This is a genomic window from Pseudoalteromonas sp. AOP31-A2-14 (genome assembly GCF_052378035.1).
Lineage (GTDB): Bacteria > Pseudomonadota > Gammaproteobacteria > Enterobacterales > Alteromonadaceae > Pseudoalteromonas.
This window is the reverse complement of record NZ_JBQSXI010000003.1, coordinates 25174-37713: the sequence shown is the minus strand read 5'-3', so window position 1 is coordinate 37713 and position 12540 is coordinate 25174. Positions and strand designations below refer to the sequence as shown.

The 12540-nt window shown below is 39.8% G+C and carries 9 protein-coding genes and 1 pseudogene; 4 read left to right on the top strand and 6 right to left on the bottom strand.

Translation table 11 applies throughout. The annotated features are described in order from the left end of the window. Position 1 precedes the first annotated feature (1 nt). Entirely contained in the window at positions 2-1093 is a 1092-nt protein-coding gene (locus tag ACT3S9_RS19215) for an efflux RND transporter periplasmic adaptor subunit (protein ID WP_192532762.1), read from the bottom strand. A 652-nt stretch (positions 1094-1745) separates the two neighbouring features. Here ACT3S9_RS19215 and ACT3S9_RS19210 point away from each other — a divergent pair. The 4 genes from ACT3S9_RS19210 to ACT3S9_RS19195 all read left to right on the top strand — a co-directional run bounded on the left by ACT3S9_RS19210 (position 1746) and on the right by ACT3S9_RS19195 (position 7608). Next, the gene (locus ACT3S9_RS19210) at positions 1746-2312 is read left to right on the top strand and encodes an RNA polymerase sigma factor (RefSeq protein ID WP_319021296.1); all 567 of its coding nucleotides are present in this window, start codon (positions 1746-1748) and stop codon (positions 2310-2312) included. Between the two features lie 12 nt (positions 2313-2324). Then, positions 2325-3359, top strand: a complete 1035-nt coding sequence (locus ACT3S9_RS19205) for a FecR family protein (protein ID WP_192532760.1) — start codon at positions 2325-2327, stop codon at positions 3357-3359. Positions 3360-3493: 134 nt separating this feature from the next. Then, positions 3494-5992 (top strand): TonB-dependent receptor domain-containing protein, encoded by a 2499-nt coding sequence (locus tag ACT3S9_RS19200; RefSeq protein ID WP_192532759.1) that lies wholly within the window; start codon positions 3494-3496, stop codon positions 5990-5992. 110 nt (positions 5993-6102) lie between these two features. Next, complete coding sequence (locus ACT3S9_RS19195; protein WP_193039086.1) at positions 6103-7608, top strand: purple acid phosphatase family protein; 1506 nt, start codon at positions 6103-6105, stop codon at positions 7606-7608. Positions 7609-8232: 624 nt separating this feature from the next. Here the strand turns inward: ACT3S9_RS19195 and ACT3S9_RS19190 are convergent. The 5 genes and pseudogenes from ACT3S9_RS19190 to istA all read right to left on the bottom strand — a co-directional run bounded on the left by ACT3S9_RS19190 (position 8233) and on the right by istA (position 12520). After that, the gene (locus ACT3S9_RS19190; protein ID WP_193039085.1) at positions 8233-8541 is read right to left on the bottom strand and encodes a DUF2149 domain-containing protein; all 309 of its coding nucleotides are present in this window, start codon (positions 8539-8541) and stop codon (positions 8233-8235) included. Further along, entirely contained in the window at positions 8528-8914 is a 387-nt protein-coding gene (locus ACT3S9_RS19185) for a MotA/TolQ/ExbB proton channel family protein (RefSeq protein WP_225741080.1), read from the bottom strand. Before ACT3S9_RS19185 ends, ACT3S9_RS19190 begins: the two co-directional genes overlap by 14 nt. A 140-nt stretch (positions 8915-9054) precedes the next feature. Continuing rightward, a pseudogene (locus ACT3S9_RS19180) lies at positions 9055-10239 on the bottom strand (cobaltochelatase subunit CobN). 36 nt (positions 10240-10275) lie between these two features. Then, positions 10276-11028, bottom strand: coding sequence for an IS21-like element helper ATPase IstB (gene istB, locus ACT3S9_RS19175; RefSeq protein WP_089368257.1), 753 nt, complete (start codon positions 11026-11028; stop codon positions 10276-10278). Next, positions 11021-12520, bottom strand: a complete 1500-nt coding sequence (istA, locus tag ACT3S9_RS19170) for an IS21 family transposase (RefSeq protein WP_443490308.1) — start codon at positions 12518-12520, stop codon at positions 11021-11023. The genes istB and istA overlap by 8 nt, the downstream gene beginning before the upstream one ends. Between the last annotated feature and the right edge of the window lie 20 nt (positions 12521-12540).

Below are 12540 nucleotides of genomic sequence, written 5' to 3'. Positions count from 1 at the left end.
TTTAATCTCCTATTTTACTAGAGACGTTAAATTCATTTCTGGCGGCTTCATGCACATGCATGCCATCAAATAGTTTTAAGTGTCCAGATACAACCACCCTATCCTTGTCAGAGAGGCCTGCGAGTACTTCTGTATAGTTATCTACACTACGTCCAACGGTGATTATTTTCCTCTGCACCACAAAGCCGTTGTCATCATTTGACTTAGTCGCGGTAAATACCGTGTTGCCGTGTAAGGAATAACTAATAGCGGTTTCAGGGATAGTTAAGACCGTTTTATCGCTAGGTGTGGTCAGCAATACACGAGCAAACAATCCAGCCCTCAGTTCATTGTTAGTATTATCAACTAAGGCTTGTGCTCTAATGTTGTGAGACTTACTCAAAATCGGCTCAACAGCCACAAGGGTGCCAACAATTTTTTTATTATCTAAGGCATCAATGAAAATATTGACATTTTGCCCTGTGGATAAACCGGCATAAGACTTATCGTCTAGGGTAAAATTTATTAGCATTTTAGTATTATCAACAATACTAATAAGTGAGGTTTGCTCAGATACAACATCACCTATATGTAAATAATTTATGCCTACTATTCCGTCAAAAGGCGCTCTGGTGATTTTTTTAGCTAGGGTACTTTCTGCTAGTTTAATACTTGCTCTTTGGGCTTTTAGTTCGGCGTAAGCCAAATCGACTTCACTTTGTGATACCGAATTCATTTTCACCAGTTCTTTTAGCCTTGTATATTTAATAGTAATAAACTCTGCTTCGGCTTTTAACTTGTCTAATAACGCCGCTTCCTCGCCGACATTCAGCTTAAATAAAACCTGGTCTTTTTTAACAACATCACCTGAATTGAAAGAAATCTGAGTAATTTTCCCGACGCTCTCTGGCGAAAGAATAACTTGTTGGTAAGCCTCTAAAATACCTATCCCCAAGACAGTGTTGTCCCATTTTTTTGCACTGACAGATGTTAATGCAACTCGCACAGAGCTATTTTCGTCGGCGTTTGATTTGCAAGGTATAGGGTAGGTTAACAGCAGGAATAAAATGGTCAGTAGTTGCCATAGTGTTTTAGTAAACGTTAATTGAGTCATGTTGTATCCAGTTGTATGAAAGTGCTCAGATAATAAAACCTCAACTTAAGATAAGGTCAAGAGTTTTTATTTAACTTATTTATTATTTAGAGAATATTTGCTCAACCCTCTATTGGAGGAAAAAAATACAGTAAATAAAAACGTAACGAGCTATAAAAAGTAGCAAAGCGAATCATGATAGAAAAGCGGCGTGTCTGGCTATTTTTTGACACGACCAAGGCGAAAAAGCTAGCACTGTGCTGTGTTTAGCGTAGTGAAAATGGAAAATTCAATGGTCTTGAGCCCTATAGCTACCCTTATACTCTGCTGAGAAAATTGCCTTATACTGAAACAGGAGAGAAAGTCGAAGCACTACTCCCTTCGAATATCAGTAAGGACAATTAGCCTACTTGGTTATTAAGGCATGCAGAAAATTGAGCGATTCTTATTGGCCCTAACTACAGTTTTATTTCCTCTTTTCAAAATGATTATATTTTAGTAAAAAAATCTATCTTAATAGTCATCCCCCTGCCATAAGCTGTTGCTAGAGTGCATATATTCCAATAGTAATTAAGCTATATAAATGAATAAATCCTTGTATAAGGATCAGGTGTGTTTCATCAATGCGGATACTAATAAGCATTCGGTGAATAAAAGCAATCTACATACAACAATGCAATTCAAAAAAATAGATGATTTATTTCGAGAGCACTGGCTTGACGTATGTCGATTATTACATAAATCATATGGATCAGGGCCTCCAGAGCCTGAAGATGTTGCCCAAGAAGCTTTTAGTCGATTTGCACAAATGAACAATCCTGAGAAAATACATGATCCTAAAGCCTATATCTTAAAAATTGCTATCAACATCACACTTAAATCAATTGGACACTTATGTAAAACTCGGGAGTTTATTACCGAGCAATTACTGATTGATGAAGAGCAAGTAGATACATTTTGCCCAGAACGTATTTTACAGGGTGAACAAAGTATTGAAATTATTCAAAAAGCCACAAAGCAACTCAGTAGTAAGCAACGCGATATATTAATGCGCGCCAGAATAAAAGGGCAAACATACGCGCAAATTGCCGCAGACACAGGCTGGAGTATTGCTGATATTTGTCGTCAATTAAATACTGCAATGTATATTTTAGAACAAGTTGATAGAGGTTCGGCTAGTAATAGCAGTAAGTTAAACAGAAGCAGTACTAGCAACCCACTTGTAAGCCGCCCTACCTAACGAGTAAAAATCATGACAGACCAATACAACGAAGAAGCGTTAGTAAAAAACCAAGCAAGAGAATGGCTTACCTATCTTTACTCTGGAGAAACGACGCAAGAAAAACATGATGAATTTATTATGTGGATCAATATTAGCAATGCGAATAGACAAGCCTTTACCCAATCTTACAAAGTCTGGCAAACTATTGGAGTAACAGATTCAGCTCTAGAGTGGTTAGAGCAATACGCTATACGAGAATCTGTAAAATTATCATCCAAAAAACCAAAAAATATATTTACTCAATCCGCAATATGGTTGAGTGGTATTGCCGCGAGTGCTTTGTTTTTATTTGTTAATTTTGCATTTTATGCCCCTGAAGTCTTGAAAGTAACGGCACCTGAAATAGTATTTACGTCACCCATTGGGGAAAACCGAACGGTAATATTAAGTGATGGCACATCTGTCACATTGGCAGGAAACACCAGTATTTCAGTCAATATAAATCCATATGAAAGACGTATATTTCTGCGTAAAGGCAGTGCTTATTTCGACGTTAATCAAGATCCAGCACGTATTTTTTCAGTATCAGCTCAACATACAGAGGTTCGCGTTCGTGGCACTGCTTTTGAAGTTGAATATAGCACTGACAATGAGCTAAAAATTTCAGTACAACGTGGAATGGTAGATGTAGCAGATTTACCTGAGTATGGCGGTCAAGATGAAAAAGTTGTTCAGTTGCAATCAAATGAACAATTACGTGCCGATATTAATGGTAAATTTATTAACGGTATTACTCATTTCAATCCTAAAACAGAATTTGCTTGGCTAAATGCACGATTAATTTACGATAACATACCACTCAAAGATGTAATCGTGGATATCAATCGTTACATTACAAAACCTGTTATTATTTCAGACGACAGCATTAACAACCTTCCGATTACTGCATCATTCACTTTCGATCAAATTGACTCTGTTTTAGCAGGATTAGCTGGCGCTTACCCTATTAAGTTAACAGAAAAAGTAAATCGTACACTCATTACAAAAGCTAACAATACCCCATAGCGAGTAAGTACTCGGGACGTTTTTTCATAAACTTCAGTTTATGAAGCTTTTGTTAAATATGTATGTTTTCTGAAAAATTTTTCTTTTTTGTGACTCTTATAACGAACCTCTATTAATTAACCGGAAGATACATTATGAAAACATTACTCAGTAAATCTATTAAGTTTGCACTTTTTAGTGGTGCACTTGCTTCTTTAACACCTCAGGGTGTATTTGCACAACAAACTGAAGTAAACATTTCCACCCAACCTTTAGGTCAGGCGCTTAACCAGCTTTCTCAACAAACAGGAACAGTAATTATCGCGCCAAGTCGCCTAGTGAGTAATAAACAAGCCGTTGCTGCTATCGGAAAGCTGTCAGTAACCCAAGCAGTTGAACAGTTATTACTCGGTAGCGGTTTAATAGCACAAGAACAGCCTAGTGGTGCCATAATAATAAAAAAAGCCGACGCAAATCCTATCTCATCAAATAAACGCACAGCTAACTCTAGTTATCATGCACCAATGGATGAAATTGTGGTTACTGGGCTTAAGCGCGAGAGCAGCTTACAAGATACTCCAGTAGCAATTTCTGTACTGGATGGTGATGAGTTAAAAGCACAAGGTGTAACAGACTTCACGGACTTAATTAATAGTCTATCGGGCATATCAATCAATTCTGCTTTTGGTGGCCCTGAAAATAGTTTTATCACTATTCGTGGGATTGGTGGTGCTGATGACTATAAACCGAATGGTAACCCATCGGTTGCATTACATGTTAATGGTATTTACCAAACATCTAACGCTTATTTAAGTATGCCGTTATTTGATTTAGAACGAATTGAGGTACTTAAAGGTCCGCAAGGCACACTATATGGCCGCAATACAACGGCCGGTACAATTAACGCAATTACGCGAGCCCCTGGTGACACATTAAACGGTTATGCTGATATCGAGTATGGTTCATACGACTTGGTTTCTGGCAGCGCTGCTATTGGTGGACCCGTATCAGATAATTTAGGTGTTCGGGTTGCTGTATTAATGAAACAAGGTGGTGGTTTCATGGATGGCAAAGGCGCTGGTAACTTTGCTGGGTTCGTTCCTGAAGGTGCTGAAGGAATTATACCCCCTGTTACTGATCCAGGTGAACGCGATGGGTTTGGTGATGCTGATTTATTTGCTTTTAGAGGCACTGCTGAATATGAGTTTGATAGTGTAACATCATTAACCTTACACTACTTTTTCAGTCAAAACCGCGGCGATACTCGTCAATACGACCGTATAGCATTCGATGATGACTCGTCTAACATTAATGCTGGAGAAAACGATAACCCTTATGAATTCTATACCAGTGAATATTACTCACATGAAATAGACGTAAGTGGGCTTTCGGGTGACTTCAGTCGTCAATTAAATAAAGATTTAAATTTAGATGTGTTATTCGCTCAACAAAGTAGTGATCGGAATGTTAGCGGTAATGGTGACGGCACTTCTTTCCCTCGCTATCAGTACAATTTTGATGATAGTTTGAATCAAACATCGTTAGAAATACGATTAAGCGATAGTACTGGAGGTCAATTTGATTGGATAGCAGGTACATTTTTCATCAACGACTCAGTAGATTTTACCAGTAACTGGAACAGCTATACTGTAATGTCTCAATACAGCTCACCTTATAATCAGCGACGTAACAGTGTTGCCGTTTTTGGTAATGTCGACTGGAATGTATCAAACGATTTAGTTCTTAGTGCTGGTCTGCGTTATACGAAAGATAGCGCTAAATTTCGCGGTGAAAATATTGATGCAGATCCTTGGGGGCTGTCAATATTTGAAGATACTTTTCAAACGGATGCTAATTTCTCTTGGGATCGACAATTCGATGACAGTAACATGTCGGGGAAATTAGCCGTTCAATACTTTGTTAATAATAACTTTAACGTGTTTGCTTCTGTTAGTACGGCTTATCGTGGTGGTGGTTTCGACGGCACCTCTATTTTTTCAGAGGAAGAAACAGAACCTTTTGAATCAGAAGAAGTTCTCGCATATGAAGCGGGTGCTCGATATGTAAATGACGCGTTCAATTTTACGTTAGACGTGTTTTCTTATGACTTTGAAGAATTACAAGCAACAGCTCGTTTATCAAATGATACAAACGGCAGAACAAACGTAGGGAAAGCAACTGTTCATGGTGCTGAAGCTTCACTCACTGCGACCCTATATGAAGCAGATAGCCATAGGGTTACCTTCAATACCGCGGCTACCTATTTAGACACTGAAATTACAGAGTTCAATTCAAACCGAGTTAACGACGTCATCAGTACCATTGGCGACCCACTTCCTGGTTCACCAAAATGGAGTCAAACGGCCGCGCTTAACTATGAGACATCGCTCACTAGCAATACTCAGTTAAACGCACGCCTTAATTATAGCTACCACGATGAAGAGTCAAATCGCTTGAATGCGGGTGAAGGTAATACAACCCCTTCGTATGGCATTCTTGGATTGCGTGTGGATGTAACATTTAATAATGGTTTAAATCTATATGCTTATGGCCGTAATATTACTGATGAGGTTTACTTTCTTGAACTCAATAGTGGCTCTCGTTTAGTCGGCGCACCCGCCACTTATGGCGCTGGTATTAGCTACGCATTTTAATTAGCAACACAAACTATTAGTACTCTCTTTGAGTACAGTGTTTTATTTTCATAAAGCGTCCCAGACCTGAGACGCTTTTTACTAAATATTTGTATATTTTAGGTGACTTTATGACTTCATCAACGTGTTTTCCTTGGTTAGCTTTATCCTTACTTATTTTTAATACTGCATTGGCTGATTCGCCATTACCCGCTAAATCGGAAACCCCTTATGAGCAGGCCACCTCATGGCCAGATCGAATTATTGCAACAGCGACGGAAAACCCAGCGACAACTATTTCACTCACTTGGCGAACAAATAGCATTACCGGTAGTACTTACGGACAAATAGTTACAGCAAATTCAGATGCCAGATATGACATACATGCAAGTACAGTGAAAGCAATTACGAACACTGTATCCTTAAAGCAAGGTAAAAATAATCAAGGAGAGTTCGAGTACCCTGCTAATAATAAACTTCCTGATGTTAATTATCATGCAATCACATTTAAAAACTTATCACCTGATACATTATATAATTACCGTGTTAGCGGTGTCGAAGGTAAATGGTCTCCTTGGCAACAAATTAAAACATCACCTTTACAAGCGAATAAAGATGTTGAATTTCTCTATTTTGGTGATGCACAAAACGGAATTTACTCTCACTGGCCGATGGTATTAAGACGTGCATGGAAAAATGCAGCCAATGCTGAATTTGCTATTTATGCTGGAGATTTAGTAAACGAAGGAGCTAATGATAAGCAATGGTCAAACTGGTTAAATGCTGGGCGCTTTATCCATGGTATGTTACCCGCTGTATTGGTAGCAGGAAATCATGAATATGATTGGCAGATACACACTAATAAAGATATTAATACTAGTAATAATAAAAACTGGGCACTTTCAACTCTTTGGCAGGATCAATTTACATTACCTCCTGCACCTACTTTAGCCAATGTATTACAAGAAACTGTTTATGCATCGCATTACCCTGACTTAGATGTTTTTGTACTTAATTCTGAAGCGCAAGGTGACGTTAATTTATTACAAGCACAAGCTGAGTGGTTAGATGATCAACTACAACATAGCAAAGCACAATGGCGGATTGTGACTATGCATCATCCTATATTTTCTTCGTGCGGCGTACCATTAAATACTCCAGGGCAAGATGAGCCAGAAGTCAGGGCTGCTTTCTTACCCATTTTCCTGAAACATAATGTCGATTTGGTGTTACAGGGCCACGATCATACGTATGCTCGTGGCAGCATAGGCACAAAAGAAGATATCTCAGTATTGGCCAGCTCTACCTCACCTAAAAAGGTTAAATCTGTGTTTGTGACATCTGTGGCGGGCCCTAAAACTTACCCACAAAAACCGACACGGTGGCAGGAATACAATCACTACGGTGTTACTCTTGAGCGTATAGGTGAAAATACTTCCACCTATCAAATTATTAAAAAAACAACTAACAAACTAATATATAAATCATTTACTACAGATGGTAAATTATACGATGGCTTTACTTTGGAAAAGGCCGAAAGTGGTCAAAAAACCTTAAATGTCATGAGCGATTTACCTAAGCAACGTACTTTTAATAACACCGGCGACTATAAAAGCCACCATGACTTAGCAGAGTAATCGACTGTTTCGAATAATCTCCCTCTTTAATTGGAATTTTCAACTATTGAGGTTCACTATTGAGGCCTTGCCTAGATTAAAATATCGCATCAGTGTAGATATCACGTTTAGGTTAGCCCTCAACAAGTGCTACAGAGCCATTACTTTATTTTTCGACAATTCATAAAATCACGGTATAAAAAGACATGTCCAGATTCAACAAACACCTTACTTGCAAACTTATTACTTTTCCTATGTTATCCATGGCCAGGCTGGCCAACAGCGCAAGCTAACATTGCTTCTTCGTCAACACGGATTTTGATATTTAGAGTTCATCGCTTTTTTCAATTAAGGCATCTATACCTGCTTTTTCTACAAGTTCTCAGTAAAGACAGGGCGTACCTCGTGATACGCCCATGAATTTACAAGCTATTTCAACGTTATCGAATTATTAAGCTTATTCTAATAAACTAGCTTAATGTTTAATGACTGGGTTGTTAGTACACAAGTTGAAACCTAAGTATTTATATTAAAAAACAATGCATTAACAGGGTTGACTTTCAACTTTGCAAGTCGATATGTTAGATTAAGTCGAAATAAATACATAAATTTTTTATATAATAGAGCAATGATTTATTTTTCCACTTATTTACTTGGTACATAAATAAGGCTGCCATCTTCCATTTGATAGGTTTCACCTGCTTTAGTGCCCTGCCCTTTCCCTATTTCACCATTTGACTCATACCGAGTCAGTTTTTCACCATTCTTTACTGTAATTTTCATATCCGCTTTACCTGGGTTTTCAATTACAACAATATCTTTATTCGAAAGTGGGCTCAAAGGGTTTGCTGCGATCACAGCCAATAAAATATCAATGATCACCAGAAATAAATCAACCAAATTAACAACCGACAATATTGGGTCATCCGCATCATCACTATCAAGAAAACGCATTAGCCTCTCCTTGTTGTTCATCTTGGCATTCCAAGTCCCGTAATTCTTCTAACCAAAATCGGCGCTTCACTGTAAGCACACCAAAGGTAATACTTGCAGCAATAAGTGATAATATAACAGCTGAAAATGCCACGACCATATTACTCGATACTTCACTCACTTGTCCTTCACCCAATGCTAGCAGTGCAGGTCCAATAGATATCATCGTTGCGACTAGCCCAAGCATTGGCGAAGTCCGAGTAACAATACGTAATTTTTCTAATCGCTTTAGTATCCACAGCTCTAAATCTTCACTATTAGAAACAGCCTCTGTGCGACTATAACTAGCAAGTTCTGATACATAAACCTGACGCTTACTTTGTACATATTCCATCGTAAAACTCCCCAGTACAAGCAAAAAATAAACTAAAAAAAGTAATATCAGCGACATTACTGGAAATAAGAAAAAACGTGTTAAATCATATAATATACTTTCAAACTCGTTCATTTTATTGACCTTTAATTCGATGTTTATTAAGCTGTTTCTGGTATATTGCACCACTGAGGATCAGCCCTAACATAGCTAAAACCAGCAACAGCCGAGTAATACTTGAAGATGTATTCGATCTGCAAGGTTTGACTACCGCCTTGACCGGCATTCGGGCCATAGCCTGCAACCAATTCAGACAAAAGTTCAGCGGTTTTGATAGCTGCTTTGTGCTGAGGATGTTCTTGCAACAACTCAGCATATCGTGTTGCGAGTGCTATTTTTGCTTGGTCACTCGCTTGCCAATAATCCTTGCGAATAGCTTCTGCCATACGCTCAATAATTTGCATTTGGGCAACAGGCTGTTGTTCATCAAACCACTCGTTAAGGCCAAGCTTATATTTATCTTCAACAAAAACTTGGCTCATTGCTTCCCATTGATCATTACGGATCACATTCGGTGTAGTCGCCTGCCAACCAAACACATTATTTACAGTATTTAAAATTTCTAATGCACCAGCATACCCTTCGCCCTGCATTCCTTTTATCCAATTAGGATTGAGATATCGAGCCCGCATTTCTTCACTAATAAAATCAGCGGCCTTTACAATACGTCCTGTTGATTGGCGTAAATCACTTATATACAGCTCAGGCGATTGACCGTTTACTGATCTCACAGCCGCTGCCATACCATCTAAAAACTCAAATAGATGATCTGTTGATAACATGCCATGTAAATTACTTGAGCGTGACATAATAGCCGCATCAACGCCTTTAAGCTGTTGACCAAATAAATTAACACCTTGTCCAACACTGACTCCCCACCTCTTACGGCCATAGCAATATTGTAAGCGTGCAAGATACTGCTCAGCCAATGCAACCATCACCCTCCCATGATGTTGAATCTAAAGCTAGATTAGTCACTCCTGTTCCATAATCCCCGGGTTGATTAATTCGAGTTGGGTCGCCAAAGTGTTTTTTGCAATAATATTACCGTCATCAAGCGCCGCTAGGCGTGCTATTGCATCCGCCAGTAAACTCATAAAACCATCAAACTGGTCACGGTAAACACTCGTTACTTGGACCACAACATCGCTACGCGGATAAGAAAGTTGATCCTGTGCAATGATTTCAAAGTAACTCACTCGGTCATTTCGTCCCCACACTGGCTTTAAGCCTAAAGCTCTTAAAACTTGCCCTTCCACGACACCCATGTGACGCTGTGCTTCTATCTAGCGTCAATTATCTTGGCCGGTTGACACCGAATTTCATTTGCTCTTATTGAGCGCTGTTTTGCGCCGGTAACTTTCACCTTCGCAATGAATAATCGTTGCGTGATGAACCAAGCGATCGATTGCCGCGACAGTCATCGTTGAATCATCAAATAGTTCATCCCATTGTTCGAATGATTTGTTTGATGTGATGATCATGCTGTGTCGCTCATAGCGATGGGCTATCAATTCAAACAGCACGCTCGTTTCCTGTTCCGTTTTTCGAACGTAACCAACGTCATCAACGATTAATAAGCTGTATTTATCGAGCTTTACAAGCTCATCTTGCAAGCGTAAGTGTCGCTTTGCTTGCTGGAGTTGTTGAACAATCGCTGACGCGGCAACAAACTTAACTTTATGGCCCTGCTCGATAAGGCCATAACCGATGCTACTGGCGATATGCGTTTTACCAAGACCACTGGCGCCAAATAACAATATATTGCCACCGTACTTCAACCAATCCGGCTGATTTATTAAATCAGCAACAAGGGGCTTACTAACCCCATCAACAAGGGTAAAGTCGAAGCTGCTAAGGTGTTTACCCACGGGCAATTTTGCATCTTTTAAAAGCCGCTGAAGGCGTTTATCATCGCGTGTCGCAAGTTCAATATGGCACAGCTCAGATAAGTATTGCTGCGGGCTCCATTGTTCTTCTATCGCTTTTTTGCCCAGAGTATTCCACTGTTGAAGCATGGTGCTAAGCTTTAATTGTTTCAGCATTAAAGGTAACGAGGCCGTGAAGTTATCCATGTAGGCCTCCCGGTATCATGCTGCTATAAGCGCTCAAGCTGTGTTGCTTTATTGTTATTGTGGGTATGTTTGATGCAATCACTAAAAATTGCGCTTCACATTCTCGGATGGCCGGTAATTGTCGCTGAGTAATTGACGCTACTACAAATCGTCCTAATTGACGTTCACACCCACTTTGCTTCGCTAAATGGAGCAATTTCACCATGTAATAGCTCGCTTCATCCGCTAAAAGGTGGGCATTAACGTATTCCCAAATAGCTTTGTAATTGTCGCTTGGAAGTAAGTCGTCACGTAGTTGTGAGTAGCGAAATGCCAATGGTTTTTTAACCAGTGCGTCAATAACATGCAAGTAACTAATATTACGTGCACGGCATCCTTTAGAAGCATAGACACGCGCTAACGTTTGAACTAAATCGCTGCCATAGCGCAGCTCTAAACGGTTGTCATATAAACGAACAAGTAATCGGCTACCAACAAGGCGTGACGGGACGCTATAGGTAACACGTTTCAATGAAATAGTACTCGTACGTGACACCGTTAGATAATGCTCGGTGTAATTGACGCTCATCGTCTTTGGTAAAGCATGTAATTGTCGCTGCTCTACTGCGTATTTATCACTTACACGGCGATTACGGCGAGCTACAATGTCGGCAACAAACGATTCATAGACTTCTCTTGTCTGAAAGTCATAACTACCACGGATTTTTAATGCTTGCTCCAGTTGCGATTTAAGATGCCCATGAGGGCTCTCAATAGCCCCATTTTCATGCGCAATACCACGGTTATTGCGGGTCGCTTTAAAGCCATAATGGATAACTAGCTCATTAAAGCGCTCTGTAAAATCATTATCATTATCATTAGTATGATTACGATACGCGGCACTCAGACTGTCTGTACGCACTTCTTTAGGCACACCGCCGGCTGCTTTAAATGCGTTTTGCACGCCATCAGAAAAAGCAGCAAAGCTTTCACCGCCGTAAATCACTTGGGCGTAAGCCCAGCCACTGGCGGGCATACGATAATGAAACAACATATGCTTTAGGGGTTCACTAGCAATGGTAACGGGTGACTTCATATGTGTGAAATCACACATACCTAATAGGCCATACTCGTGTGTTTGCAGGAATACGACCTCTTTGCTTGAGCCATACAGTGCCCGCCATTTATGAATTCGACGCTCTAATGTACGCCGTGAACTCGGGTTAAATTTGTCGGTGTGAAACTCGCAAAGGTGATCAAAAATTCCCACTGGAGTTAACGTTGCATCACCTTGAAGTAGAGGGACAACAATACTATCCCAGATAGATTCAAGTGGATCTATACGCGTTCGCCATTGGCGTTTATTAGACAATGGCTGCTCATCCAGTTTATCAATGCGCCTTGCTGAACGTTCAGAAATACCTGCTTTCGCAGCCGCGATAACTTGGCTATTACGCTTTCTATGTTTCATATAAATAGTGACCTGCTGATCAGTGATTCGTGTTCCCGGCACAGTGAACTCCTCCGTTCTGC

Coding starts and splice junctions, on each gene's coding strand:
- ACT3S9_RS19215 (WP_192532762.1), bottom strand. CDS start 1,093: ATGACTCAATTAACGTTTACTAAAACACTATGGCAACTACTGACCATT.
- ACT3S9_RS19210 (WP_319021296.1), top strand. CDS start 1,746: ATGCAATTCAAAAAAATAGATGATTTATTTCGAGAGCACTGGCTTGAC.
- ACT3S9_RS19205 (WP_192532760.1), top strand. CDS start 2,325: ATGACAGACCAATACAACGAAGAAGCGTTAGTAAAAAACCAAGCAAGA.
- ACT3S9_RS19200 (WP_192532759.1), top strand. CDS start 3,494: ATGAAAACATTACTCAGTAAATCTATTAAGTTTGCACTTTTTAGTGGT.
- ACT3S9_RS19195 (WP_193039086.1), top strand. CDS start 6,103: ATGACTTCATCAACGTGTTTTCCTTGGTTAGCTTTATCCTTACTTATT.
- ACT3S9_RS19190 (WP_193039085.1), bottom strand. CDS start 8,541: ATGCGTTTTCTTGATAGTGATGATGCGGATGACCCAATATTGTCGGTT.
- ACT3S9_RS19185 (WP_225741080.1), bottom strand. CDS start 8,914: ATGGAATATGTACAAAGTAAGCGTCAGGTTTATGTATCAGAACTTGCT.
- istB (WP_089368257.1), bottom strand. CDS start 11,028: ATGGATAACTTCACGGCCTCGTTACCTTTAATGCTGAAACAATTAAAG.